This is a genomic window from Sporosarcina cascadiensis (assembly GCF_009650995.1).
Classification (GTDB): Bacteria; Bacillota; Bacilli; order Bacillales_A; family Planococcaceae; genus Sporosarcina; species Sporosarcina cascadiensis.
The window spans coordinates 12,660-37,179 of sequence record NZ_WHVV01000019.1 but is presented as its reverse complement, the minus strand read 5'-3'; the positions used below and the strand labels follow the sequence as shown (position 1 = coordinate 37,179).

Genomic DNA, 24,520 nt, shown 5'->3' with positions numbered 1-24,520 from the left:
GGAGTCGGTATTTATGAAGTGGAAAAGAAGTGAAAGGCTAGTCGACATGACGCGCCATTTGCTGGAAAATCCGCACACACTCATTTCTTTGACGTATTTTTCTACTAGATACGCTGCAGCCAAATCCTCCATCAGTGAAGATTTAGGCATCTTAAAAGAAACATTTGAAGAGAGCGGTACGGGGCGGTTAGTGACCATATCCGGTGCAGCAGGCGGTATTAAATATATTCCTTTGGCAAGCAAAGAAGAAATACAGCAAGTGATTGATTCGTTAATGGAAGAGCTGGCCCAGTCTGACCGTCTGCTTCCAGGCGGTTATCTGTATATGACAGATCTGCTCGGCAATCCAAAGTTTCTCGATCGAATCGGCAAGGTGATTGCTACTGCGTTTTTTGATGCAGGCATTGATGCCATCATGACAGTGGCTACGAAAGGGATTCCTATCGCGCATGCGATTGCCCGGCATTTGAATGTCCCGGTGATTGTTGTAAGGCGTGACAGCAGAGTAACAGAAGGTTCCACGGTCAGTATTAATTATGTGTCAGGTTCTGCACGCCGGATTCAAACGATGGTACTGTCGAAGCGAAGCATGCAAAGCGGCCAGAAAGTGCTGCTGACGGATGATTTCATGAAAGTTGGCGGAACCATTCATGGCATGAAAAGCTTACTATCAGAGTTTAATTGTGAGCTTGGCGGGGTTGCAGTGCTCGTAGAGGCGGAACATCCCGAAGAGATTTTGGTGGATGACTATCTGTCTCTGATTAAACTGCACGCAGTGGACGAGAAACACAGAAAGATCGAGCTAGAAGAAGGAAACTATTTTTCGAAAGGCGGTAATGAGAAATGGAATATGTAAAAACAGAACAGGCACCACAGGCGATTGGCCCATATTCTCAAGCAGTGAAAGTAAACGGAATGGTCTATACATCAGGAGCAATTCCATTGAACGCAGCGGGTGAACTTGTAGAAGGCGGAATTAAAGACCAGACAAACCAAGTGTTTGCCAATCTTAACAAGATTCTCGAAGAAGCGGGATCAAGCCTGCAGCAAGTAATCAAAGCAACTGTATTCATCCAGGATATGAATGAGTTTGCTGAATTAAATGAAGTATATGCAGAGCATTTCGGTGACCACAAACCGGCACGTTCCACAGTGGAAGTCGCACGTCTTCCAAAAGACGTACGCGTTGAAATCGAAGTAATTGCGCTTTGTAAATAATCTCAACAGTCAAACAGGCGGTTCCTATTTCTAACACAGACATGGGAACTGTTTTTTTATTAAAAGGAAACTTTCTTATGCAACAGAAATAGAGGGTCTGCACCAAAATCTGTTCTTGCCAACTTGTAATGTATGTATTGCGAAAATCATGCTGCAGTTTAAACCCGCTTCGGCGCTGGGGGATTGCCTTACGCTGTGAGCCTACTGGCGAAGAACATGCCAGCAGTCTCACAGCAACGGCCTACCCCGCAGTTGCGCCTTCGCTGATGTGGGGAAAGTATAACATGTTGCTTTTTTGCAGAGTGTGGATTTAGTTGGTGGTGTTCCCGCTTCTCGATTTTGCAATGCATTCAACACAAGAATCTAAGCCTTTGCAGAATGCTAAGTATTGCATGAAACGCCACACCTTACGTAATAAACTCAAATAGCATGCTCATGACTGCTATTCATATAAAAATTCCTGAAAAACCAGCCAGTGTACCGGAGTGGAAGGCGGCGACTCTGGGAGGATCAGCCCGACAGGTGAGCCAACTTGCGACCAAGATGGCTCACCGCGGGCCCTCCAGAAAGCGTCCGCCTGGAACGCAGGGAAACGGTATCCACCCATTTACTATCCTATTCTGCGCAATCCCATCTCAAACTGCTCATTAAATTGATTATCAAGCACATGTTTTGGTGAAGAGCCGAAATAGAATTTAAAAATTCACAAAAATTCTATTTTAATCTGAGTGAAAAACTAGTATTATAGAATCAACACAAAAATTCTGGGTAAAAAGAGGAAATTTTCCATTCTATCTAGAATATATACATTGTGAATAACTGACAACAAGGGAGTGGGGAAAATGGAGATTACAGATGTGAGATTACGCAAAGTAGACACAGAAGGCAGAATGAGAGCGATTGCTTCCATTACGCTGAACGATCAATTTGTCATCCATGACATCCGGGTCATCGAGGGGAATGACGGATTATTTGTGGCGATGCCGAGCAAACGCACGCCAGACGGGGAATTCCGCGATGTAGCGCATCCAATCAATTCTGATGCGAGAACAAAAGTACAAGAATCAGTCTTGGCAGCTTATCATCGAGTTGGGGAGCTTGAGGAAGTTGCGCTTTAAACTAATTGAAACAAAAGAAAGCGTTCTCATATGATTGAATCAGCCAGAAGGCCGTCTATTCGAGTAGATGGCCTTTTGGTTTCATTATATGATGAAAGGGTATAAACAAGACATTCCTGTTAGTTTGGGTTAGTGATTTAGCGGAGTACTGCAAAATCCGCAAAAAGATTAATAATGATAAAAGATAGTTCTGCAATTGTCAAGGGAGTATGCTTGAAAAACCCTATCACTTCCTATATAGTCAATATTGAATTAAGGATGGGGGCCGGCAGATGACAAACACATATGCTATCGTCCTGGCAGCAGGACAAGGGACTCGTATGAAGTCGGATTTATATAAAGTGCTTCACCCGGTCTGCGGTAAACCGATGGTAGAGCATGTTATCGATCATATTCGCCATTTGGATGCAGACCGAATCGTTACCATTGTTGGTCACGGTGCAGAAATGGTAGAGCAGTCATTAGGAAATAAAAGTGAATACGCGCTGCAGGAAGAACAGCTCGGCACAGCACACGCGGTGCAGCAGGCGGAAGAGGTACTTGGCAATCTTGACGGTACAACGCTTGTCGTCTGCGGGGATACGCCGCTGATCAGCAGCGAAACAATGAAGGCGTTACTTGCCCATCATCATGAGTCGGAAGCAAAAGCTACAATACTTACTGCAAACGCAGATGACCCGGCAGGCTATGGCCGGATCATCCGCGCAGAGAATGGTGACGTATTGCGAAACGTCGAACATAAGGATACAAATGATGAAGAACGCAAAGTAACCGAAATCAACACAGGTACGTATTGCTTTGATAATCGTGCATTATTCGAAACACTGAAACAAGTGAACAATGAAAATGCCCAAGGTGAATACTATCTTCCGGATGTCATCGGCATTCTGAAATCTAAAGGACAGCGCATCTCGGCATACACGACACCGAACTTTCACGAAACATTGGGTGTCAACGACCGTGTAGCGCTTGCCCGGGCAGAAAAAGAAATGCGTCACCTGATCGCAGAAAAACATATGCGCAATGGTGTAACGATCATTAATCCGGAACAGACTGTGATCAGTGTGGATGCACAAATCGGCCGCGACACAGTCATTCAGCCGGGCGTGATGATTGAAGGACCGACAAAAATCGGCACGCATTGTATTATCGGACCCAACAGTCATTTGCAGAACAGTACAGTGGGCGATCACACGACAGTCCACTCTTCTGTTGTACTGGACAGCCGGGTAGGCTCAAATACCGCTGTCGGTCCGTTCGCACATTTACGTCCTGATTCCCAATTGGGCAATCACGTAAAGGTCGGGAACTTTGTTGAAGTGAAAAAGTCTCAGCTCGGCGATCACAGTAAAGTATCTCATTTGAGCTATATCGGAGACGCAGAAATCGGTACGAATGTAAACGTCGGCTGCGGTACCATCACAGTCAATTATGATGGCAAGAATAAGCATAAAACCGAAATACAGGACAACGCATTTATTGGATGCAACGCCAATTTAGTAGCCCCTGTGACAATAGGGAAAAATGCTCTTGTAGCCGCCGGATCCACTATTACAAAAAATGTTCCAGAAAATTCACTTGCAATTGCGCGTGTTCGCCAAGAGAATAAAGAGGGATACGTAAAAAACTAATCTTACCCAACTAACAGGAGGGCCATCATGGCAAATCATTATCCAAACAATAAACTGAAAATCTTTTCGTTAACTGCGAATGAACCACTGGCAAAAGAAGTAGCAGAACAAGTCGGACTTCCATTAGGAAAATGCTCAGTCAAACGCTTTAGTGATGGAGAAATCCAGATCAATATTGAAGAAAGCATTCGTGGCTGTGAAGTATTTGTTATTCAGTCTACTTCCAACCCGGTAAATGATAACTTGATGGAACTCCTCATCATGCTGGATGCACTGATGCGTGCTTCTGCGCGCACAATTAATGTGGTTATGCCGTATTACGGCTATGCACGCCAAGACCGCAAAGCGAGTTCACGTGAACCGATCACGGCGAAATTAATTGCGAATTTATTGGAAAAAGCAGGTGCAGACCGTGTAATCGCGGTAGATTTACACGCCCCTCAAATCCAAGGTTTCTTTGATATTCCGATCGACCACTTAATTGCTGAACCGATCTTGACGGAATATTTCCAGGGCCTAGGTTTAGCAGGTGATGATCTTGTCATCGTATCGCCTGATCATGGAGGCGTTACAAGAGCGCGTAAAATGGCGGACCGCATGAAAGCGCCGATTGCGATTATCGATAAACGCCGTCCGCGTCCCAACGTGGCAGAAGTCATGAATATTGTCGGAAATGTAGAAGGGAAAACTGCAATTCTAATCGATGATATCATTGATACTGCCGGTACAATTACCATTGCAGCGAGCGCGTTAATTGAAAGCGGAGCGAAAGAAGTGTATGCTTGTTGTTCACATCCTGTATTATCCGGTCCCGCAATTGAACGGATAAACAACTCGCAGATTAAGGAATTAGTTATTACGAATTCCATTAAATTGCCGGAAGATAAACAATCTCCGAAAATCAAACAGCTGTCAATTGCGCCTTTATTGGCATCTGCAATTATTCGGGTGTTTGAGAACAAGTCTGTAAGCACGCTATTTGATTGATGACAAGTTACCTGATGTCGTCTGGTATTGAATGTTTCAAGAGTTAGAAAAAACTTTTTCAAAGGAAAGGTGACTATACAAATGAGCACAATGCAGTCGAACTTAAGAGAAACTGACAAAACAACACTGAAGCACTTACGAAGTGACGGATGGATTCCTTCCGTAGTCTATGGTTACAAGACAGAAAGCACACCGATCTCCGTTAAGGAGCGCGACTTAATTGATACGCTCCGCGAAACAGGAAGAAACGGTGTTATCAAATTGAACGTAGACGGCAACGATGTAAATGTCGTGTTAAGTGATTATCAATCTGACGTACTTAAAGGAAATATTACGCACGCTGACTTTTTGGCAATCAATATGACAGAAGAGCTAGAAGTTGAAGCTGCGATCAACCTGGTTGGCCAATCACCGGGTGAAAAAGAAGGCGGGACAGTTCAGCAGCCGCTGTGGGAATTGTCTATTCGTGTAAAGCCGTCTGATATTCCTGATGGCATTGACATAGACGTTTCAGAACTTCAGATCGGAGATACTATACTTGTCAGCGATATTCGCGACAAAGTGAAGTTCGAAATTCTGAATGAAGATGAAACAGCACTGGTCACGATTTCTGCACCTCGCACAGAGGCAGAGATGGAAGCGCTGGATGAAACAACTGAAGCAGAAGCAGAACCAGAAGTAATTGGTGAAGATAAAGCAGCAGAATAAGTAATGAAATGGGCGCACGGAGTTTGTAACGTGCGCTCCTTTTCTATGCATATATCGATCGCTCAGAAAAGGAAGAGAAGCAAATGAGATTATTTATTGGACTCGGAAATCCCGGAAAAGCGTATGAGAAGACGCGTCATAATATTGGTTTTCAAGTAATTGATGAGTTGGCAAAACGCCTGGAGGCACCGCCTTTCCAGCAAAAGTTCAATGGGCACTATACGACTGTTCATACGGCACAGGGGAAAGTAATCCTAGTAAAACCGATGACGTATATGAACTTGTCAGGAGAATGTGTGCGCCCGCTGGCTGACTACTTTGAAGTCGATGATGAAGAACTTGCTGTCCTTTATGATGACTTGGATCTGCCGGCAGGTAAAATCCGTTTGCGTCAGAAAGGAAGCGCGGGCGGTCATAATGGAATGAAGTCATTGATTGCACATTTAGGGACTTCAGAATTTAACCGGATCCGCATAGGTGTAGACCGTCCGACAGGCGGCATGAAAGTTTCAGACTATGTATTGGCTCCTTTTACTAAAGAGGAACTGCCGCTAATGGAAGAAGCCGTCCAGAAAAGTGCAGATGCTTGTGAAGCTTGGAGCAAGGAGACACCTTTTCTTGAAGTGATGAATAAATTTAACGGATAAGCATAACATATGAATTCTTTGCCTATACTTTGTAAAAGGAAGGTGAAGAGTACGTGATCCGTTATTCTTGCAATCACTGTCACACGGAAATAGGTTCGATTCCATTTGAAGCAGCGAAGGAAACCCTCAGCCAGATTGAGAAGCTGGAAAAAGAAGAGAAACAATCTATGTTGTCCGTCGATCATGACGGGGGTCTGCATATACGCTGTATTTGCGAACACTGTGAACAATCGCTGAAGTCGTTTCCGGCCTATTACACCTTAAAAAAATGGTTACAATAGTAACAGTTGCTTTGGCGCTTACAGCCAAAGCTTTTTGTGCATAAAGCTTTCTGTTATGAAAGAGAAAACTAGACTTGGCAGACAAGTCATAATTGATATATAGAGAGGATTATTCGATTGGAAGTACTAGATCAGCTATTTTTAGAAGAAAAAGAGATTCAAGGTCTGTTGAGTGATTTGCAGACTGGACAAGATCAGCAGTTGGTTACCGGGCTCTCCGGAGGATCTAAAGCTATCTTCTTTAAAGTGATCCAGCAGTCATTGAAGCGGCCGGTCTTAATCGTCTCGCCAAACATGCTTCAGGCACAGCGCACGTATGAGGATCTAATCAAGATGACAGATGAAGATCATGTCCATCTGTATACGGCGGAAGAGCTGGTCGCTGCGGATTTTTCATTCGCAAGCTATGAGCTGCGGGCGGGCCGCATTGAGACACTGGATCATATGGCGCGCACAGGCAGCGGGATTTATATCACTCCTGTGGCGGGCCTCCGAAAATTGCTGCCGTCAAAAGAGCGGTGGCTGTCAAATTACATCACGGTAAAAACGGATGAAGAGATTGATGTCGGCATTTGGCTTGAGAAACTTGTTTCGATGGGCTATATACGTCAAGACTTGGTCAGTGCGCCAGGTGAATTTGCATCGCGCGGGGGGATTCTGGATATTTATCCGCTGACGATGCAGGAACCCGTGCGAATCGAGCTGTTTGATGCAACGATCGATTCAATTCGTACGTTTTCAGCTGAAGATCAGCGTTCGACAGGCAAGCTGGATACTATTACACTGCTGCCTGCGACGGAGTTCATTTGGTCGCAGGAAGAACTGCTGCAAGTATCCCGTAATGTCGAGCAGGCACTGGGTGACAGTCTGACACGAATCAAAAGTGAAGAGCTGCAGCAGCAACTGCTGACGGCCATTATGGAAGACATCGGTCTCATGAAAGACGGAATTGTCCCGGATACGATGAAAAAGTATGCCTCATTTTCATCTGAAGCAAGCGCTATGCTGACGGATTATTTTCCTTCAGACGGCCTGATTGTATTTGACGAATTAGGACGGATTCAAGAGTCGGTTGCCACGTTGGAAGCGGAAGAGCAGGAATACCAGCTGGCGATGCTTGAAGACGGCAAAATGCTGCATGACACGAAGCTGGCATGGAAATATGAGCATGTGCTGACCGAAATTCATCAGCTTAGGCTGTATCTGTCTTTATTCACGCGTACGGTGCCCGGTTTCACCATCAAAAAAACACTAGCGATTTCCTGCAAGCCAATGCAGCAGTTTCACGGTCAGATGCCTTTAGTAAAGAATGAGATTGAGCGCTGGAAGAAAGAGAATTTCAATGTCTTCCTTCTCGCGTCTTCAGATGAACGCATGAAGCAAATTCAAGAAATTTTGCGGGAATATGATATAGAAGCCGTGTTTAATGGCTCGCCGACTAAAGAGGGAACGCTGTCGATTATTGAAGGTGAGCTGACAGCTGGTTTCGAATTGCCGTTTCAAAAGCTCGCGGTCATCACAGACACTGAATTGTTCACGGGCAAGCCCAAGCGCAAAGCCCGTCCGCCTAAAATTACAAATGCGGAACGGATCAAAAGTTATTCGGAAATTAAACCAGGTGATTATATTGTCCATGTCCATCACGGAATCGGGAAATATTATGGTGTCGTGACGCTCGAAGTGGGCGGTCTGCAAAAAGATTACCTAGATATACGCTATCGCGGGGAAGATAAATTATTCGTACCTGCCGATCAGATTGATTTGATTCAGAAGTATGTTGCTTCAGGAGAGAAAGAACCGAAGCTGCATAAGCTTGGCGGCGCAGAATGGACGAAGACGAAACGTAAAGTCACAGCTGCCATCCAGGATATAGCGGATGATTTGATCAAGCTGTATGCCAAACGGGAAGCGGAAAAGGGCTTTGCTTTCAGTGAAGATGATGATTTACAGCGCTCGTTTGAAAATGCTTTCCCGTATGATGAAACAGCAGACCAGCTGCAGTCGATCGGTGAAATTAAGAAAGACATGGAAAGAGAACGCCCGATGGACCGGCTGCTATGCGGGGACGTAGGCTATGGAAAGACCGAAGTGGCGATCCGGGCAGCATTTAAAGCAGTTACCAACGGCAAGCAGGTAGCCTTTTTAGTGCCGACAACCATTTTAGCGCAACAACATTATGAAACAATGAAAGAACGTTTTGCGGATTATCCGGTGACTGTATCCTTGCTGAACCGATTTCGTACGAAGAAAGAGCAAGACGAAACAATTAAGGGATTAAAAGCGGGAACGGTCGACATCGTCATCGGCACGCACCGATTGCTTTCAAAAGATGTAATCTACTCAGATCTAGGGCTGCTGGTAGTTGACGAAGAGCAGCGCTTTGGCGTGACGCATAAAGAGAAATTGAAACAGCTGAAAAATAATGTCGATGTACTGACATTGACGGCTACACCGATTCCGCGGACATTGCATATGTCGATGGTCGGCGTGCGTGATCTGTCTGTCATCGAAACACCGCCTGCCAACCGTTTCCCGGTCCAGACCTATGTTATGGAGCACAACGGCGGATTGGTGCGGGAAGCGATTGAACGGGAGATGGGCCGCGGCGGGCAGGTATTTTATTTGTATAACCGCGTAGAAGATATGGATCGAAAAGTTGAGGAAATCCGTGAGCTTGTACCGGAAGCGCGTATTGCATCCGCACACGGCCGTATGGGAGAAGCTGCACTGGAAGCGGTGATCATGAGCTTTCTTGAAGGGGAATATGATGTGCTCGTCACCACAACAATCATTGAGACAGGAATCGATATTCCGAACGTCAACACACTGATAGTCCACGATGCCGACCGTATGGGTCTGTCGCAGCTCTATCAGTTGCGGGGACGTGTCGGGCGTTCAAATCGTGTAGCTTACAGCTATATGCTCTATCAGCGCGATAAAGTGCTGACGGAAGTGGCGGAAAACCGTCTCCAGGCAATCAAAGAGTTCACAGAGCTTGGTTCGGGCTTTAAAATTGCGATGCGTGATTTATCCATTCGGGGTGCCGGAAACTTGCTGGGTTCACAGCAGCATGGCTTTATTGATTCGGTTGGGTTTGATCTGTATTCTCAATTGCTGCAGGAAGCGATCGAGGAACGGCAGACGGGCGTTGCCAAGGAAGAGAAGACCGATGTCGAAATTTCCCTGCCGATCAATGCTTATCTTCCTGAAACGTATATTCGGGACGGCTATCAAAAAATTCAAATGTATAAACGTGTAAAAGCGATTGAGAACGATGAGGATTATGTGGAATTGGTCGATGAGATGATCGACCGGTTCGGCGATATGCCGCTTGAAGCAGATTTATTGCTGCGTGTCGGTCGAATGAAAGCATGGGGGCGCACGGCTGGTGTAGAATCTATTAAAAAGCAGCAGAATATGGTGGAAATTAGGCTGACTGTAGAAGGAACTGCACGCGCAGACGGCGCCAAGCTTATGGAGCATTCATTAAAATTTGGCCATGCTGTTGGACTGACTCTTGAAAACGGCCAGATTATCGTGACTGTGAACGAGAAGAAGTCGAATCAATTTACGGAGTTTGACATGATTGAGGATATGGTGCACACCATGCAGGAGACGGCAAAAGAAGATTGATCAGCAGATTCCGCGGAAATCCTTCATTGCATAAAATGACCAATGATGATGCATACTACTCTCAGAAATACATTTCATTTCGAGAAAGTGAGGCATTATACATGAAGGCAACGGGTATTGTCCGCAGAATTGATGACTTAGGCAGAGTGGTCATCCCAAAAGAAATCAGGAGGACACTCCGAATTCGTGAAGGAGACCCTTTAGAGATATTCACCGATCGAGAAGGGGAAGTCATTCTAAAAAAGTACTCACCTATATCAGAGCTTGGCGAATTTGCAGTGGAATATGCAGAAACTCTGTATGAAACGCTTGGAACGCCTGCTTTGATCAGTGATCGTGATGAGATGCTGGCGGTGGCGGGTCTGTCGAAAAAGGACTATGTCAACCGTCAGTTGTCAGCATCTTGTGAAGAGCTGCTGAACGACAGGACGGTTATTGTAGAAAAGCATGAAAAGTCAGTGGAATGGGTGCCTGGACAGGTGGAACAGATTAAATCCTATTGTATGGCGCCGATTGTGACGAATGGAGATGCAATTGGTGCAGTCTATTTATTGTCCAAAGTTCATTTTGTTGGGGAAGTGGAACAAAAAGCAGCTGAAACTGCAGCGAATTTCTTAGCAAAGCAGATGGAAAATTAAACAGATGCGGTTATTGTGTCAAATTTTTATCGGAAAACTCACAGTCCAGAGTAATGGGATTGTGAGTTTTTTGTTTGTGGAGTTAGTATGTGCAGGTTTCGTTACTCGACTTTGAAGGAAGCTTAAATACGGTGTGAATTTGCAGTTTGAAGCCGCTTCGGCGCTGGGGGATTGCCTTACGCTATGAGCCTACTGGCGAAGAGCATGCCAGCAGTCTCACAGCAACGGCCGACCCCGCAGTTGCGCCTACGCTGGTGTGGGGAATGTATGTTATGTTGCTTTTTGCAAAGTGTAAATTTAGGTGGTATGGTTTTCGTTTCTCGACTTTGTAAACGCATTGATCATAAGAGTCTGAGCCTTTGTAGAATACTAAGTATTGCATGAAACACCACACCTATCGTAAGAGTCTCAGACATTATGCTCATACCGCTACTCACACAAAAAGTATTGAAACACCAGCCAGTGTACCGGAGTGGAAGGCGGCGACTCCGGGAGGATCAGCCTGATAGGATGAGACAACTAAAGGGAGCGAAGCGACCAGTTGGCTCACCGAGGGCCCTCCGGAACGCGTCCGCCTGGAACGCAGGGAAACGGTCTCTTTCCGCATAACCCTATATTCACAATCAAATCTCAGACTGCTGATGAAATGGATAGTCAAGCACACGTTTTTAGTACAGAACTTTAATTTATTTCGATTTTCTCCGTTCTTGCCGAGGATTGGACAACTTCTAACCAAAAAGCGAATATTTTTCCTTCTATATAAGGTGAAAAATTTCACATACTACTCATGTGATAAATTTCACATGACAGAAATGATTAAGTGAAGCTTTTCACATGGGTGATACGTGAAAATATTCACATAAGCCAAATCAAAAGTGAAGGATTTCACATACTACGAAATTAAGCAAAAGTCAAAACTTTTTTTAAAAAATTTTCATCTGTCAGAAAGGCCTTGACAAAGGCAATGTAACCGCTTTCCGATTTTCAATTTTTAGAGTTGATAGAATATTCCCCCTTGTATTTGCTTTGTCAATGCGTTTATAATCACTAACAACAAGAACCACCAACTATTTAACAGGACAGGGAGAGAGATATTTATGAACAGGCAATACAAATCTTCTTTACACATGCATCAAATCCACAACGGAAAAATGGAAACTGTTTCAAAAGTGCCCTTGGAAAATAAAGAGGATTTAAGTTTGGCGTATTCACCAGGAGTTGCTGAACCCTGTGTAGAAATTGCACAAGATCCGTCACTTGCATATGAATATACAATTAAAGGGAATCTGGTGGCGGTTGTAACAGATGGAACTGCTGTACTGGGTCTCGGGGACATCGGTCCTGAAGCAGCTTTGCCTGTCATGGAAGGAAAAGCTTTATTGCTGAAGCAGTTCGCAGGAATTGATGCATTCCCGATTTGTCTGGATACGAAGGACCCGGACGAAATTGTCAATATAGTCAAAGCGATGAGCCCGACGTTCGGTGCAATCAACTTGGAAGACATCTCCGCTCCGCGCTGTTTTGAAATCGAAAAAAGATTACGCGAAGAATGTAATATCCCGATTTTCCACGATGATCAGCACGGTACGGCAATTGTTGTCGGTGCTGGATTGATCAATGCATTGAAACTGGTCGGCAAAAAAGCCAATGAAGTGAAAATCGTTTTGAACGGTGCGGGCGCAGCAGGTGTAGCTATTACAAAACTATTGCTTAGCATGGGCTTTGAAAACATTATCATGTGTGATTCTAAAGGGATTATCTTTGAAGGCAGAGATTACTCCATGAATAGTGTGAAGCATGAGATGTCACGCATTACCAACCGTAACAAAATCGAAGGTTCATTAGAGCAAGCGATGAAAGGTGCAGACATATTTGTAGGTGTTTCCGTAGCAAACTTACTGACGAAGGAATTAGTTGCGAGCATGAATACTGATCCGATCGTTTTTGGTCTTGCTAACCCAATTCCTGAAATGAAACCTGAACTGGCTGAAGAATACGGTGTCCGCGTAATCGCGACAGGACGTTCCGATTATCCGAACCAGGTAAATAATGTCTTGGCATTCCCGGGGATTTTCCGAGGCGCGCTTGATGTCAGAGCAACGGAAATTAACGAAGAGATGAAGCTTGCGGCAACTTACGCAATCGCGGGATTGATTAGAGAAGAAGATTTACGTGAAGATTATATAATCCCTGATCCATTTGATGATCGTGTGGCTTCAATTGTAGCGCATGAAGTAGGTAAGGCGGCAATGCGCACGAACGTGTCAGTAGCTAAAGAAATCATACTTCCCACCCGTTAAAACTGAGTATACCGACCAATCTTTCACTATTTATGAAAGATTGGTTTTTTTATGTGCAGAGGTATTCTCTGCTGCACGCACACACGCTGTCTTCCCTCTGTACGTATAGTAAGATAAAACCTATAGTCTGGAGGGATATACAATGACTTGGCTGCTTATCGCAGGCTTCGCGATTTCATCAAGTATAGATAACTTTGGAGTTGGACTTTCATACGGTGTCCAGCGGGTGCGAATCCCTGCATTATCTAATTTGCTGATTGCAGTAATTTGTTTTGTTTTCAGTTTGCTGGGGATTGTATCGGGTGTCTGGCTGGCGGAATTACTACCGGGGATACTGCCGGATCTAATCGCATTTGCCGTTTTGAGCGTCATCGGGCTGCGGATTATGGTAATTGCGCTTTCACAACAGAAGAAAAGGAATAATGGTGTGCTGAATGAACCGGAAAAGATGGATTTTGACGGTTCATCCCATATTAGTCTTGGTGAGGCACTGTTGTTGGGGGTGGCGCTGTCTGCCAATGCACTGACGAATGGCATCGGGGCAGGGCTTCTGGAACTGTCAGCGCTCGCTATCGCCCTTTCGGCAGCTGCCGGGAGCTATCTAACTCTTTGGATAGGCGTCGCATTAGGAGTGAAACTGTCAGGCTTGCGGATCGGCAGGATGACTGTCGGACAATTTGGCACGTTCATGAGCGGTGTTATCATATTACTGATCGCATGCACCCGTCTCTTCTAACAGCTCGGGTAAATGGTATACTAGTAACCATTATCGAATGAAAGAGGCACATGTATGGCATTGACTAAATGGAATATGAAGTCGTTTATGAAAGGTGCGTCCATTTTGACGATTGCAGCAATTATTGTCAAAGTACTGAGCGCAGTCTATCGAGTGCCTTTTCAGAATCTGGTGGGAGATAAAGGGTTCTATATTTATCAGCAAGTCTATCCGTTCATCGGGATTTTCATTGTCTGGACATCATCGGGTTTTGCGGTGGCGGTATCGAAAATGCTGGCAGAAAGCAAAGGGCCGGGTGAATCACGCGGAATCTTGCGTATATCCCTTGCCTATCTGCTTATTGTGTCAGGAATGATTTTCCTGCTGCTGCGTGCAGGCTCGGCTTTTTTTGCAGAAGTAATGGGTGATATTGCGTTAGCCCCTGTATTGCAGGCGGGCGCGTATATTGTTTTAGTGCTGCCGTTTCTTGCTGTGCTCAAAGGAACTTTCCAGTCGGAAGGCCGGATGATACCCGTGGCGATTTCAAATGTATCAGAGCAGCTGCTGCGGGTGGTCATCGTTCTGGCGGGGACGTGGATTGCGGTAAAGGCCGGGACTTCTCTTTATAAAATAGGGGAGATTACGATGTGGGCAGCGGTTGCCGGAGAAGCGGCGGGTGTATGTATTCTAACCTGGTTCTTTTTGCGGCGGGAGAGGGCGCCATTGGTTTTCGTGAAACCGTGGCATGTGGTGAAGGACCTGACAACGCTTAGTATCAGCGTCAGTGCCAGTTCCCTGATATTGCTCGTTTTCCAGCTGATCGACTCGTTTACAATTTATAATGCACTTGTTGAAACAGGAATTGCGAGCGAGACAGCAATGGCAATGAAAGGTGTGTACGACCGGGGTCAGCCCCTTGCGCAAATGGGGATTTTATTGGCTTCTATATTAGCGCTCGCCCTCGTCCCTTTGATTGCTCATCATGCTGCGAAAAAAGACGGAAATAGTGCGCTTCCTTTCATCAGTCTGACGTTTCGCACATCGATTTTATTCGGCTGGGCCGCTACGGTAGGACTTGCGCTAGTGCTTCCTTACGTCAATGAAATGCTGTTTGAAACACGGACGGGCTCTGCAGCGCTCATCATATTCTGTATCCAAATCTTATGGCTGTCGATCATCCTGCCGCTGACCGCCATTTTGCAGGGAAGCGGAAAAGTACGGGGGCCGTTGTTATTGATGCTGATCGGTGTCGTCATCAAATCAGCGTCGACTCCATACCTAGTCCGGCAGTATGGGATTGAAGGCGCTGCAATCTCGGGAGCTGCGGCTTTTGCAGCAGTGGCCATTTTATTAGTGATCTATTTTAAGCGCTATTGGAGATTCTCCCTGGCCCCGAGACGATTTTACACGGTGCTGCTGGGTGCGGCGGGTGCAATGGCGGCGGTGCTGATTCCTTGGATGCTGCTTTCAGATATTTGGCTGTTTGATTGGCTGCCTTCACGCTTGCAAGCAACCATGACAGCTATGACGTCCGTTACGATCGGAGCAATCATATTCCTGTTCGTCGTATTGAAATCACGTATAATGAAGGAAAGAGAATGGTACTTGCTGCCTTTCGGAAAACGGCTGGCTGCAGTACAATTATGGCTGACTAAAAATAGAAGGTGAAGCATGTGAAGAAAATTACAGTGATCGGACTGGGTGCAGGCGACTTGGAGCAATTGACGCTCGGCACTTACCGTTTATTACAGAAGGCCGAACATCTGGTCATCAGAACTGAAGAGCATCCTGTTGTAGGCGAACTGCGCGCAGAAGGTCTGCAAATGGAAAGTTTTGATGCAGTCTATGAAGCGAATGATTCATTTGAAGATGTCTATCAGACAATTGTCGAAAAGCTGCTTGAAATGAGTGCAGAGCAGCCGGTTACGTATGCAGTGCCGGGCCATCCGCTTGTGGCGGAGAGAACGGTGCAGTTGTTGATTGAAAAAGAGCAGGCTGGCGAGGTTGAACTGCAGATAGCAGGCGGCAGCAGCTTTTTGGATCCCATTTTCACTGCTTTGCGCATTGATCCGATTGAAGGCTTCCAGCTGCTCGACGGCACTGATGTAAAGCGCGACGATATTCGAATGGACCAGCATGTGTTAGTGGGACAAGTATATGATGCCTTCGTTGCGTCTGACGTCAAACTGTCGCTGATGGAAAAGTATCCTGACGAGCACGTGGTGACCATTGTGACAGCTGCCGGTTCTGCAGATGAGAAACTGACTGCCGTGCCGCTGTTTGAACTGGACCGCGCCGTTGCGCTGAATAATCTTACGACGATCTACGTACCGCCACTTGTAAAGCGTGAGCAGCGTCTGAAAGAGTGGAGTTCATTCAGAGAGATTATTGCGGCTCTGCGCGCGCCTGACGGCTGTCCGTGGGATCGTGAACAGACCCACGAGACGCTGAAACGCTATTTGATTGAAGAATCGTATGAATTAATTCAGGCGATTGACGAGGAAGACGATGAAGCGATTATTGAAGAGCTCGGAGACGTGTTGCTGCAAGTCTTTCTGCATGCGCAGATTGGAGAGGACAGCGGATACTTTTCCATGGAAGACGTGCTTGAATCGATCGGTTCCAAGATGATTCGCCGTCATCCTCATGTTTTCGGACAGACAGAAGCAGATACAACGGAAGAAGTACTGACGAATTGGCAGGCAATCAAAGAACAGGAAAAGCCGCAGCTTGATTCTTTGTTGGAAGATCAGGCACGTTACGCTTCCTCTTTGCTGACTTCGTTCAATTATCAAAAAGCGGCTGCCAGAGTCGGCTTTGACTGGCCTGACAGGGAAGGGGCTTTTGCGAAGTTCGAAGAGGAGTGGAAAGAGTTTCAGGCAGAAGTGGAGAACGGCGATAAAGACCGTCAGCTTGATGAGCTGGGCGATGTCCTGTTTACAATCGTCAACATTGCCAGATTCCTGAAAATTTCACCTGAAGAAGCCATGTGGCACGCCAATGAAAAATTCAAATCCCGTTTTCAATATGTTGAGCAAAGTGTCCGGCAAGGAAGCGGCGGATTTTCCGATTACACATTGGAACAGTTAGAAGAATTCTGGCAGCAGGCCAAACGAGAGGAAGAAACTACATGAGACTGGATAAATTTCTAAAAGTATCCCGCTTGATCAAGCGCCGTACATTAGCGAAACAAGTGGCAGACCAAGGACGGATTACCATCAACGGAAAAGTGGCAAAAGCGGCTTCAGATGTAAAACCGGGTGACGAGCTGGCGATTCGTTTCGGCCAGAAGATTGTGACCGCAACCGTTAATGAACTAAAAGCCTCAACGAAAAAAGAAGACGCAGCAGGCATGTACACCATCGTCAGCGAAGAGCGCCTGGACAAAGTGGATCCCGAGTTTGTGGATGATGAGGATTGAATAGGCATTGAAGCAGGAGACAGCTGTGTTTTGGCTGTCTTTTTAGTTTGCAGGTAAAAGATTGGCAGGAGGACCCTCCGGAAAGCGTACCGGCTGAAGCGCAAATCCCATACTGTAACCCGGTTTCAACCTTCTAAACCTTTTGTAATGTTTGCCCAGCCCGCTGCATATGATATGGGGAACGCACTAGAAAAGGGGGACGCATATGCAAATTCAAACTGACAGTTCTACGTATACCATTCCAACAGGAGATCATGTAGTGACCATGCGCAATCGCAAAAGAATGGATCTCACGTCTGTAAAAACAATTGACCGGTTCGACCAAGAGGAATTTCTCGTACGTACTTCGCAGGGAATGCTGCAAATCCGCGGGGAGGAATTGCGCATTGTACATTTGGATGTGGACAAGGGCTTGCTGACACTCGAAGGCTCTGTTCAGACCTTGCAGTACGATGAAGAAGAAGCCGGTTCAAGAAACTTTCTCCATAAATTATTCGGATGAGTCTATCCGTCCAATTCTTCAGCTTACTCGCAATGATTGGAGCAGGAATCCTGGCGGGAGCCGTCATGGATTTATTCGGCACAGTCATTGCTGCCTGTGATAAACGATCCTGGATCCGCAGGCGGGCATTCTGGTTTGAATTGGTCATCTGGGTGCTGCTCGGGATCGGTGCATTTTGGGTTTTGCTGATCGTACGTGAAGGGGCCTGGCGGATGTACGACCCTATTGCGCAGGTCAGCGGCATGCTGCTGTATGCGGCGTTATTTCATTATCCGTTCCGGTTTGCCGGAAGACTGATACTGCTGTTGGTCATCCGTCCTGTTTGGTATTTCATCCGCTTGGTCATCTTTATCATTCAGCGAATCGTCCAAGCTTTGATCTCCATTCTGACATTTGTCAGCTGGCCGGCTGTCCGATTTGCTAAGAAGACCGGGAAATTCCTTCAAAAAAAAGGTAGAGTGCTATATAATAGAGAACAATAGAGTATAAGAGCAGGAAAGGTGTGTGCGCCATGAACAAATCACAGAAGCCGGCATCTCGGAATGTTACATCAATCGAAACTGAATATGTGCGCTCCATGCAGAAAAAAGAAAAATGGAAACTGGCACAAAAGAAGAGGCTGCGGAATCGTCTCATTGTCTTCGCCGTTTTGACGTGCGTAGTGTTTGGAAGTTTATTCAATATGTATTCCGGCCAGAAGAAGTTATTGGCAGCGAAAGAACAGGAAAAGACCGAAGCGATTGCGACACTAAAGGATTTAGAGGCTGAGCAGGAACAATTGAATAAGCAGCTGGCTAAGTTGGATGACGAAGAATATATCGCGAAACTGGCGCGTAAAGAATACTTCCTTTCTGAATCTAACGAGATCATATTTTCCATTCCTGACAAGAAGAAATCGTCAGAAAAAGAGACGAGAAAAGAGTAGTCGTATTGACACTCTTTTTTTGTTGGCTATAATATAGGTAGGAGCCTGTAAAAAACAGGCACTGCCAATATGGTTGATAGGCTTACGGGCCGCTTAAAACTTAAGGAGGAGCATTTTTTTTATGTCAATTGAAGTAGGCAGCAAGTTAGAAGGTAAAGTAACCGGGATCACAAATTTTGGGGCATTTGTTGAGTTACCGAACGGATCCACAGGATTAGTCCATATTAGTGAAGTAGCTGACAATTACGTCAAAGATATAAATGACCATCTAAAAGTCGGTGATATGGTAGAAGTAAAAGTGATGAATGTGGGGGCAGACGGTAAAATCGGTCTTTCCATCCGTAAAGCAAAACCTGAGTCAGAACGTCCTCAGCGTCCACAACGTCCACAAAGACCTCGTCCAGGCAGCAAACCGAGCTTTGAGCGACCAGAGAATTTTGAACAGAAAATGGCAAAATTCATGAAGGACAGTGAAGAACGTCTAACTACCTTGAAGAGAGCGACAGAATCTAAACGCGGCGGTCGAGGAGCAAGAAGAGGGTAACTTGCTGTCTGTTTCAAACACTTAAGTTGTTTATATATAATGGGGCTGCCCGAAAAGTGAACGATCACTTTCCAGGCAGTTTTTTTGTGCTATGAAATAAGCAATGGGAAAGGAATTCGTCAAAGTAACCCGGCAGCTATGATCGCGAATGAAGGCTGTATGAGCGCTTGGGCAACGGATATGATCACACCGACTGTCCGCATGAGCCGCTGGCCGGGCTGAATGATCACGCAGCCCCATCCATGAGCGCAAACAGATTTTTCATGATCACCGACAAGTTCTGCCGCCATGTTAAAACGTATGAACGCACCAATAATGCGCCTCAGCGCGCGAATGAAGGCTGGAAGCGAGCCAAAGCCCCCCGGCAGCGCACCTTTCGCTTGCTGTCGCGCGCCAAACCGGTATCCCAACGAACCAAACCAGCCGCCCGCCGCACATTTGCGACCTCAATAGACAAAGCAGGATGCCCCGGCCTTTATAAATTTTAAACAAAAAAAACCTCCTGCATAGACAGGAGGATCTTACATATATAGCGGCGGAGGGAGTCGAACCCACGACCTTTCGGGTATGAACCGAATGCTCTAGCCAGCTGAGCTACACCGCCAAGACGTATTTGCTGCACATTCAAATAATGTAATTCGAGCGCAACGTCTTTTATCATACAAGGCAAAGCAAGAAGTGTCAACAATTCTTTGGAAAAAAGAAAAAAACAACCGGATTACGTCGAAATGTTTTTTAAACCAGCTGTCACAATGTTACAAAATCTCTTGGGAACCCCATGTATAGTTGCTAGTAAGAGAACATAGGGGGTATGGGAAATGAAGATGATTGACAATATGGAGAGACCGTTTGGCGAACAGTTCAGAGTGGCATGGCAGGGACTGATGAACAGAAAAGTCTATTTTCTGACTGCGTTCCTTTTCTTGATCGGCTCCTTCTTTCTGTCGCAGGCAGTAGTATTCGACATGGCGGTTCCATTTTTCTTATCGATCTGGGCGCTGGCCGCTGTACGTTATCGACAGCATCTGATTTACGTATTCATCGGAGGGATGGCCGGAAGTGCGTTTTTAGGAATGGGACAAGCCGTTATCCATCTGGCACAGCTGCTGCTGTTTCATACGGCAATCAAGTCTCCGTTTGTAAAGAAATCAATACCGCTCGCTGTGGCAGGCTGCATGATCATCCCGCAGATCATCTGGCAGCTTATTATGTACAGCGGGAGCCCGCCGGTGACGGTGCAGCTGTCAATCGGGCTGGAAGCGCTGCTTGCACTGTTCATGACTGTCTTCATGCTGCTCGCCTTTCCTTCTATAGAAAGGCTGCTGTACGGCCCTTGGAATCCTGAGCAGGTAAGTGCCATTTGTATAGTAGGGGCGCTTGCGACGACCGGGATGGGCGGTCTGCAGCTCGGCTACGTCTCGGTGGCAGGTGTGTTTTTATTTCTGGCTATTTATGTAGCCGCCATGGTCGGCGGCGTTCCATTTGCCACAACAGTTGGTATGATTATCGCGTTAATTATAGGTGTTTCCGATTTGGCGTTTACCGGCATGATGGCGCTCTACGGGATGACAGGGTTGCTTGCGGGTGGTCTGAAAAGGTTTGGGAAAATAGGAATTGTGACAGGAAGTTTATTTGTATCGGTCTTTTTCTTGCTGTACGATGCGACTTTGCCGCTGGATACAGTGCATTTTGCAACAATCGGCGTCGCGGCCGGGCTGTTTTTCTTCATTCCTTCGCGCCGAATGAACAAGATCCGCCAAGTGTTCTTACCAAAGCAGGAAGGGATCTCAGAGAAACGTCAGCAATGGCTGGCGGATAAATTAGACGGTCAGCTGGAAGAGTTTCAGCAGTTTGCTCATTTTATGTCGACGCTCGTCAATGATCGTTTTTCTCCCGAAGAGGAAATCGCCGCCACAGACTCGGTGCCGTCTATTTGTCAATCCTGTTTTCGCTATAAAAAGTGCTGGGAGAGTGAGGACAGCAGTATGGCGGGGTTAGTGAATGAATGGGAATCGACTTATTCCGCAACGAAAAAAGCAGCCCGTCTGCGTGTAGAAGAGAAGATGAAGTTTAAATGTCTGCGTTTTAAAGGACTGCTCAATGAATTGGAAGAGCACGGAACAAACCGTCTGTTAATGGGGCAGCTGCAGCATGGAAGGAAGATGCTTGCACTGCAGTTGCGTGATATGAGCACACATATAGAAAAAGTGATGCGGGAAGTGAAGGAGGATCTGACGACGTATAAAATGGCGGAAGAGGAGCTGGCAAATCGTCTGCAGGCGCAGGGAGTGGAATTTTTCCAAGTGGATATACTGTCTGAAGAAAGAGGTTCCTGCAAAGTAGTCATATCAATTCCAGAGAAGAAAGCGGATTTCGAAACGGAGACAACGGTAGGAGAGTATTTAATTTTGCCTATATTGGAACAAATGTATGAGGAACCGATTTATATTTCAAAGTCAGTCTATCAGCCGTTTCCGTTCCCGCATATGCAGCTGACATTCAGTTCGGCCGTTCGTTTTTCATTGGATTATGATATTGTTACGACGGCCGGCGGAGGAACATTCCAGGCGGGTGATGCGTATGAAGTGTTTAAAATTCATGATGGCCTGTATGCTGTGCTGTTATCTGACGGGATGGGACAAGACCTCAATGCCTATCACGAGAGCAGGAAAGTGATCCGTCTGATGCGTGAATGTCTGGGGCAGAATATGGACCCAGAAACTGCCATCCATACATTGCATTATATGATGGCGCTGAACGGACTGGATGATATGTACGCGACGCTTGATCTGGCGTTGATTGATTTGCAGGAAGGCAGGCTGTGGTCGTGGAAAGCCGGTTCGATGAGCACGTATATTAAGCGGGGAGATGAGTGCATACGTCTGGACAGCAAGAACGTGCCGTTTGGCTTCCTGCCGTCCTTTTCGATAGAAGCGAAACAGGAGCAATTGAAGTCAGGGGATATTCTGGTGATGATGACAGACGGTATCTTTAACGGAGAAATTCCTCTGGAAGCACAGGAGAAGGTTCTCGAGCAGACAATCGAACGATACAAGGAACTGGATTGCCGGACGATTGCAGATCAGGTCATGGCCGAGATGGAACGGACATTTGAATCGATCGATGACGACCGGACAATCCTGGTAATGAAAATTGATCATGTGCTGCCGAAATGGTACAGCGTAAATAAGAAACCAAGGATTATTTCACAGAAAAAGATGGTAGGATAGAGACAGAGGGGGAGAATCATGAAAAGTTTGACGCAGAAAGTATTGGAATTCATCGGTAGACAAACGTTGATTCCTCCCAATTCACGTGTGCTTGTCGCTTGTTCAGGCGGCGTTGATTCGATTGCGCTGCTGCATTTTTTGGCAACTCACAGGCAGACGCTTTCTATTGAAGCGGGCGCAATTCATATCGATCATATGCTTCGCGGCAAAGAGTCGGCTGAAGATGCATATGCGGTAGAACAGCTGTGCAAGGAATTTCATTTGCCTTTTTACTCCGAGAAGGTTCCGATTCCGTCGCTGGTGAAAAACAGCGGGGGAAATGTACAGATGCTGTGCAGAGAAGAGCGTTATAAATGTTTTACGAAAACGATGGAACAACAGGGATTTTCTATCTTAGCAACCGCTCACCATGCAGAAGATCAACTGGAGACATTGCTGATCCAATTAACTAAAGGCCGCTCGATGAACGGCATGCCCTTGCAGCGGCCATTCCATCAAGGGAGCGTGGTTCGTCCCTTCCTTCCCTTAAAAAAGAATGAGCTGTATGAGTATGCCGCTTATCACGATCTTACTTTCAGAGAAGATCCGAGCAATCAAAAGGATGATTATTTACGGAACCGCATCCGTCATCAGGTAGTGCCGTTTTTAACGGAAGAAAACCCTTCGGTAGCAGCGGGTGCTGTCCAATTAACCGTACAGCGCCAAGCGGAAGAAAATTTCCTGCAGGAACTCGCGCTGCAGTCTTGGCAGGCAATTGCAGCTTATACTGATGAACAGCTTCCTTCTTTTGACCGCAAGGCATTTCTGGTTATACCCCAAGCTTTACAAAAGCGAGTGATTCAACTACTATTAAGTTGTCTTCCCAGCCAGGAAATCGTCAAAGCGGAGCGGCGTTCTACATTAGTGGATGAGCTGTTGCAGCACATTTGCAATTCCGCTGGAAATAGTACGATGGATTTGGCATATGGCTACCGATTTGTTAGAGAATATGATAAACTGCTAGTTACAAAAACGTATACGGATACAGCCCCTCTTCGTCCAAAAGTACTGTCAAAAGGAACTTGGCATTCTTGGGGAAGTGTTCAGTTTTATTGGCAGCATACCGAAGCGCACATGATCGAGCAATTCCGATCTTCAGATGAAGTGCGCTACTTCCAATTGCCCGCCTCTGAACTGCCGCTGACGGTGCGTCTCCGGGAATCCGGCGATCGTTTACTTGTCAAAGGCATGTCTCATGCAAAACGTGTTTCAAGATTACTGATTGATGAAAAAGTTGGAATGGCGCAAAGACAGCGGCAGCCGGTTCTTACAACGGCAAGCGGTATCGTATGTGCGGTGCCGAATGTTCGGTACGGTGAGATGTTTTCATCTTCCCGGCCGGAAGGCGAGTCATACATATGGATTACGCGAGAAGGCGAAAACAGATAAAATGGAGGGGACGAGCCGATGATCGCACAAGATATCGAGCAAGTGTTAATATCAGAAGAAGAACTTCAAGAAAAGGTTCGGGAACTCGGAGCTACTCTAACGGAAGAGTACCAAGAGAAGTTCCCGCTGGCAATCGGTGTCCTAAAAGGTGCACTGCCATTCATGAGCGATTTGATCAAACGGATTGATACGTATATTGAATTGGATTTTATGGACGTATCTAGTTACGGCAATGCAACAGTTTCCTCAGGCGAAGTAAAAATCGTCAAGGACTTGAACACAAGTGTAGAAGGACGCGATGTACTGATCATTGAAGACATTATAGACAGTGGCAAGACATTGAATTATTTAGTGGAACTATTTAAATATAGAAAAGCCAACTCCATCAAAATTGTAACCTTACTGGATAAACCGACAGGCCGCAAAGTGGATCTGAAGGCAGATTATGTAGGTTTCATCGTTCCGGATGCATTCGTTGTCGGCTACGGACTCGACTATGCGGAGAAGTATCGGAACCTGCCATACATTGGTGTGCTGAAAAAAGAAATTTACTCTTTTTAACGCTTTCCGACTGGATGCAGACTGACCAGTTTG

General features: G+C 46.1%; 23 protein-coding genes and 1 tRNA gene. 22 read left to right on the top strand and 2 right to left on the bottom strand.

Annotated elements, in window-relative coordinates; all coding sequences use genetic code 11:
• The first annotated feature begins 13 nt into the window (after window positions 1–13).
• The 19 genes from purR to GDZ68_RS15665 all read left to right on the top strand — a co-directional run bounded on the left by purR (window position 14) and on the right by GDZ68_RS15665 (window position 19,268).
• The gene (gene purR / locus GDZ68_RS15755; protein WP_153723268.1) at window positions 14–856 is read left to right on the top strand and encodes a pur operon repressor; all 843 of its coding nucleotides are present in this window, start codon (window positions 14–16) and stop codon (window positions 854–856) included.
• Window positions 844–1,218 carry a RidA family protein gene (locus GDZ68_RS15750; RefSeq protein WP_153723267.1) on the top strand — a complete coding sequence of 125 codons (375 nt, stop codon included), beginning with the start codon at window positions 844–846 and terminating at the stop codon, window positions 1,216–1,218. Before purR ends, GDZ68_RS15750 begins: the two co-directional genes overlap by 13 nt.
• A gap of 842 nt (window positions 1,219–2,060) precedes the next feature.
• Entirely contained in the window at window positions 2,061–2,336 is a 276-nt protein-coding gene (spoVG, locus tag GDZ68_RS15745) for a septation regulator SpoVG (RefSeq protein ID WP_153723266.1), read from the top strand.
• Window positions 2,337–2,608: 272 nt separating this feature from the next.
• Window positions 2,609–3,967 carry a bifunctional UDP-N-acetylglucosamine diphosphorylase/glucosamine-1-phosphate N-acetyltransferase GlmU gene (glmU, locus tag GDZ68_RS15740; RefSeq protein ID WP_153723265.1) on the top strand — a complete coding sequence of 453 codons (1,359 nt, stop codon included), beginning with the start codon at window positions 2,609–2,611 and terminating at the stop codon, window positions 3,965–3,967.
• 27 nt (window positions 3,968–3,994) lie between these two features.
• Entirely contained in the window at window positions 3,995–4,954 is a 960-nt protein-coding gene (locus tag GDZ68_RS15735) for a ribose-phosphate diphosphokinase (RefSeq protein ID WP_153723264.1), read from the top strand.
• An 81-nt stretch (window positions 4,955–5,035) separates the two neighbouring features.
• The gene (locus GDZ68_RS15730; protein WP_194841203.1) at window positions 5,036–5,662 is read left to right on the top strand and encodes a 50S ribosomal protein L25/general stress protein Ctc; all 627 of its coding nucleotides are present in this window, start codon (window positions 5,036–5,038) and stop codon (window positions 5,660–5,662) included.
• Between the two features lie 83 nt (window positions 5,663–5,745).
• Window positions 5,746–6,309 carry an aminoacyl-tRNA hydrolase gene (pth, locus tag GDZ68_RS15725; RefSeq protein ID WP_153723262.1) on the top strand — a complete coding sequence of 188 codons (564 nt, stop codon included), beginning with the start codon at window positions 5,746–5,748 and terminating at the stop codon, window positions 6,307–6,309.
• 53 nt (window positions 6,310–6,362) lie between these two features.
• A complete protein-coding gene (locus GDZ68_RS15720) occupies window positions 6,363–6,590 on the top strand; it encodes an anti-sigma-F factor Fin (RefSeq protein WP_153723261.1) in 228 nt (75 codons plus the stop codon).
• A 117-nt stretch (window positions 6,591–6,707) separates the two neighbouring features.
• On the top strand, window positions 6,708–10,223 hold the full coding sequence (mfd, locus tag GDZ68_RS15715; RefSeq protein ID WP_153723260.1) for a transcription-repair coupling factor: 3,516 nt from the start codon (window positions 6,708–6,710) through the stop codon (window positions 10,221–10,223).
• 101 nt (window positions 10,224–10,324) lie between these two features.
• Complete coding sequence (gene spoVT, locus GDZ68_RS15710; protein ID WP_153723259.1) at window positions 10,325–10,861, top strand: stage V sporulation protein T; 537 nt, start codon at window positions 10,325–10,327, stop codon at window positions 10,859–10,861.
• A 1,097-nt stretch (window positions 10,862–11,958) separates the two neighbouring features.
• Complete coding sequence (locus GDZ68_RS15705) at window positions 11,959–13,161, top strand: NAD(P)-dependent malic enzyme (protein WP_153723258.1); 1,203 nt, start codon at window positions 11,959–11,961, stop codon at window positions 13,159–13,161.
• A 142-nt stretch (window positions 13,162–13,303) separates the two neighbouring features.
• Entirely contained in the window at window positions 13,304–13,897 is a 594-nt protein-coding gene (gene ytaF / locus GDZ68_RS15700) for a sporulation membrane protein YtaF (RefSeq protein WP_153723257.1), read from the top strand.
• Between the two features lie 54 nt (window positions 13,898–13,951).
• Complete coding sequence (locus GDZ68_RS15695) at window positions 13,952–15,544, top strand: putative polysaccharide biosynthesis protein (RefSeq protein ID WP_153723256.1); 1,593 nt, start codon at window positions 13,952–13,954, stop codon at window positions 15,542–15,544.
• Window positions 15,545–15,549: 5 nt separating this feature from the next.
• On the top strand, window positions 15,550–17,010 hold the full coding sequence (gene yabN, locus GDZ68_RS15690) for a bifunctional methyltransferase/pyrophosphohydrolase YabN (RefSeq protein WP_153723255.1): 1,461 nt from the start codon (window positions 15,550–15,552) through the stop codon (window positions 17,008–17,010).
• A complete protein-coding gene (locus tag GDZ68_RS15685; RefSeq protein WP_153723254.1) occupies window positions 17,007–17,297 on the top strand; it encodes an RNA-binding S4 domain-containing protein in 291 nt (96 codons plus the stop codon). Before yabN ends, GDZ68_RS15685 begins: the two co-directional genes overlap by 4 nt.
• Before the next feature lie 205 nt (window positions 17,298–17,502).
• Window positions 17,503–17,799, top strand: a complete 297-nt coding sequence (gene yabP / locus GDZ68_RS15680; RefSeq protein WP_153723253.1) for a sporulation protein YabP — start codon at window positions 17,503–17,505, stop codon at window positions 17,797–17,799.
• Window positions 17,796–18,281, top strand: a complete 486-nt coding sequence (yabQ, locus tag GDZ68_RS15675) for a spore cortex biosynthesis protein YabQ (protein WP_153723252.1) — start codon at window positions 17,796–17,798, stop codon at window positions 18,279–18,281. The genes yabP and yabQ overlap by 4 nt, the downstream gene beginning before the upstream one ends.
• 29 nt (window positions 18,282–18,310) lie before the next feature.
• Window positions 18,311–18,724 (top strand): FtsB family cell division protein, encoded by a 414-nt coding sequence (locus tag GDZ68_RS15670; RefSeq protein WP_153723251.1) that lies wholly within the window; start codon window positions 18,311–18,313, stop codon window positions 18,722–18,724.
• 121 nt (window positions 18,725–18,845) lie between these two features.
• Complete coding sequence (locus tag GDZ68_RS15665) at window positions 18,846–19,268, top strand: S1 domain-containing RNA-binding protein (protein ID WP_153723250.1); 423 nt, start codon at window positions 18,846–18,848, stop codon at window positions 19,266–19,268.
• A gap of 119 nt (window positions 19,269–19,387) precedes the next feature.
• Here GDZ68_RS15665 and GDZ68_RS15660 read toward each other — a convergent pair whose 3' ends face one another.
• On the bottom strand, window positions 19,388–19,678 hold the full coding sequence (locus GDZ68_RS15660) for a hypothetical protein (protein WP_153723249.1): 291 nt from the start codon (window positions 19,676–19,678) through the stop codon (window positions 19,388–19,390).
• 120 nt (window positions 19,679–19,798) lie between these two features.
• A tRNA-Met gene (locus tag GDZ68_RS15655) sits at window positions 19,799–19,872 on the bottom strand.
• 214 nt (window positions 19,873–20,086) lie between these two features.
• Between GDZ68_RS15655 and GDZ68_RS15650 the strand changes: the two genes are divergently transcribed.
• The 3 genes from GDZ68_RS15650 to hpt are packed head-to-tail and all read left to right on the top strand — an operon-like array spanning window position 20,087 to window position 24,487.
• Window positions 20,087–22,498 (top strand): SpoIIE family protein phosphatase, encoded by a 2,412-nt coding sequence (locus GDZ68_RS15650; protein WP_153723248.1) that lies wholly within the window; start codon window positions 20,087–20,089, stop codon window positions 22,496–22,498.
• Between the two features lie 18 nt (window positions 22,499–22,516).
• The gene (gene tilS / locus GDZ68_RS15645) at window positions 22,517–23,926 is read left to right on the top strand and encodes a tRNA lysidine(34) synthetase TilS (RefSeq protein ID WP_153723247.1); all 1,410 of its coding nucleotides are present in this window, start codon (window positions 22,517–22,519) and stop codon (window positions 23,924–23,926) included.
• 18 nt (window positions 23,927–23,944) lie between these two features.
• Window positions 23,945–24,487, top strand: a complete 543-nt coding sequence (gene hpt, locus GDZ68_RS15640) for a hypoxanthine phosphoribosyltransferase (RefSeq protein ID WP_153723246.1) — start codon at window positions 23,945–23,947, stop codon at window positions 24,485–24,487.
• Window positions 24,488–24,520 lie beyond the last annotated feature (33 nt).